3 protein-coding genes are annotated in these 2181 nt (G+C 56.9%); 2 read left to right on the forward strand and 1 reads right to left on the reverse strand.

Annotated elements, in window-relative coordinates; translation table 11 throughout:
* Positions 1 to 380 precede the first annotated feature (380 nt).
* Positions 381 to 566, forward strand: a complete 186-nt coding sequence (locus K6T64_RS17000) for a YlbF family regulator (RefSeq protein WP_353737846.1) — start codon at positions 381 to 383, stop codon at positions 564 to 566.
* Between the two features lie 55 nt (positions 567 to 621).
* On the opposite strand, the gene K6T64_RS16700 is transcribed toward K6T64_RS17000, so the two are convergent.
* Positions 622 to 1269: a TerC family protein gene (locus K6T64_RS16700; protein WP_288011355.1), complete on the reverse strand. Its 648-nt coding sequence runs from the start codon at positions 1267 to 1269 to the stop codon at positions 622 to 624.
* 423 nt (positions 1270 to 1692) lie between these two features.
* Here K6T64_RS16700 and K6T64_RS16705 point away from each other — a divergent pair, with 423 nt between their 5' ends.
* Positions 1693 to 1815, forward strand: coding sequence for a hypothetical protein (locus K6T64_RS16705; RefSeq protein WP_288011357.1), 123 nt, complete (start codon positions 1693 to 1695; stop codon positions 1813 to 1815).
* Positions 1816 to 2181 lie beyond the last annotated feature (366 nt).

Consider the following 2181-nt stretch of genomic DNA (forward strand, 5'->3'; position numbering starts at 1 on the left):
TGAACCTGTACAGGAAATGGACGAAGACATTCGTGTATCCCCGCAAAGGGGATGACCCAAAGCCAGAGGTTGCCTGAAGGAAAAATATCCCTCTGGCCTCGCGGGAGGCTAACCGCCTGGACGGGACAGGGATTCCTGCCTTTCGCGAGTGCCCGTGTGGTACGGGATGGTCCTGAGCTTCTCTCTTTGGGGGCCGGCTTGCCGCTCCTGGCTTGCCGGACGCGGGAGGAAGCACATGCCGAGAAGCGCGCCCACCCCGGGGGCGGCTCCCTTCCGGATGGAAGGAGACAAAGGTCAGGCCGACAGCGGTTTGTTGGATAGCTTTGATCAGACATTCCTGCAGCTGCTGATACCACTGGACGAAGGGAGCGCATGTGGTGATGAATAATCTGTATGACTACGCCCATGGTCTGGCGAGAGCACTTCGGGAAAGCGAGTGGTACCGGAACCTGGAAGAAGCGCGGGATCGACTGCAGGCCGATCCTGAAGCCCGGCGGGATCGAGGTTTGCCGTCATCATGGAGATATTCAGCGGATTTTTGCAGAGGCCGTGAAGCCGGTGTTTGACTTGCCGAGCCCGGAGAATGACGGTGGACGCTGATGAACTCGGATGAAGATGGAGTCATCGGCGGCGTCCCCTTTGATAAACCATGTTCCCGATCCCATAAAGGACAAGTGCAGCGGCAACGGCCGGCGGAAGATCCTGTTGCCCTCCCGGCACAGGAAGGCCGGCTTGGAGCCGCGTGTCGACCAATGGGTCCTGCAACATCGCACGCACTCCCAGTAACGCAACAAAACCGGCCGCAACGATTTGCAACAGGGGTATCTGTTGCATGGTTCTGGTGATGATGGGTAGAAACGACGGGAGCAGCAATAAACTTAAACCCGTTCCAATCGCGATGGTCGCTAAGTCTTTGGATATGAGTGCCAATACCATCATGTTGTCGACGCTCAGGGCCAGGTCTGCCAGAACGACGGAAGAAAGAAGTTGCCACAAGGGCGGATCGCTTCCTCCCCGGGTGCCGGGGATATGGGTCATTTTGCACGCGATGCCGAGAACCATGCCGCCCAACGCCAGTTGCAAGCCCGGAACTTGGGGTAACCGGTGCAGTCCGGCGATCAGCCCGGTCCGGACGGCCGTCAGTGTGAACGTCGATATAACGGCAATGGCGACAAGGTGCGAGGAGCGCCGGACAATCCCGGCGACGACGATGATGTTGTCCACGCTCATGACAAGATTGACCATAAACACCTGTACAATGGTACGCATACCGGCCCACCCACGTCTAGTCGAGATTTTTCTGCACGCGGAACGAAATCAATCGTCGGGCTCCCGTTCCCACATGAACTTCGATAAAGGGTATGCGTATGTCAGTCCGATGAAGACCTTTCGTTCCGTGGGTCGTGATAAGATGGCGGTTAGTTCTTAAACGTGGGCGGTGTCGGCGGGGCCGAACCGATGAGCCGGGCGGACAAGCGGGGATGTCGCCTTAGTCGGGTTTCCCGGGAACATGAAAGCGGTTCAAAAAATGGAAAGCCGGTTCAGCAGGTCCCGCAAAGGGTCGATGATGGGTTGCGCCGGCACTTGCTCACTTTCTGACACGGTCTCGGCCGCCACCGACAAAACGGAACGATTGGTGTCGGAAGACTTCGGGTTTTCCGCAAGGACCGACACAAACAAGGAGAGGTGGCGGTGGAACTGAGCGCTGTTTCCAGTCTGACAATTTTCAACCGTGATGGAAAGTTTGTCGCCGACAGCCCGGAGATCGCAGACATGATCGGAAAGCGGCACAATAATTCTTTTGCGAGATATTGAGGGGAACGGCTACCGAGTCAACGATTTTCAACGGCAGCAACCGGAAATCGACATGATTGCAGCCTTGAAGGCGAAGTTTCTGAATTCCGCCACGAACCCTACATCTGCCTTGGGGATGGGCGGTGGCTCGGGCCCTGGGAAATTCCAACGCGTGGGTGGCTCCTTCTTCTTCGGTAAGAGGCGTCATTGTCTACACTCCTTAACTTCCTTCCATCTTCGCGGAAACGTAGAGTAATTGAGGGATCGTTACGAACGAATATCCTTGGTTCCGCAAGTAGGAGATGATCCCGGGTAACGCTTCCACCGTGTTATCCAAGCGTTCTCCGCGGCCACCGGCGCAGTGTTCCAGAATGATGCCGCCAGGGG

This window comes from Kyrpidia sp., from assembly GCF_023512215.1.
Lineage (GTDB): Bacteria > Bacillota > Bacilli > Kyrpidiales > Kyrpidiaceae > Kyrpidia > Kyrpidia spormannii.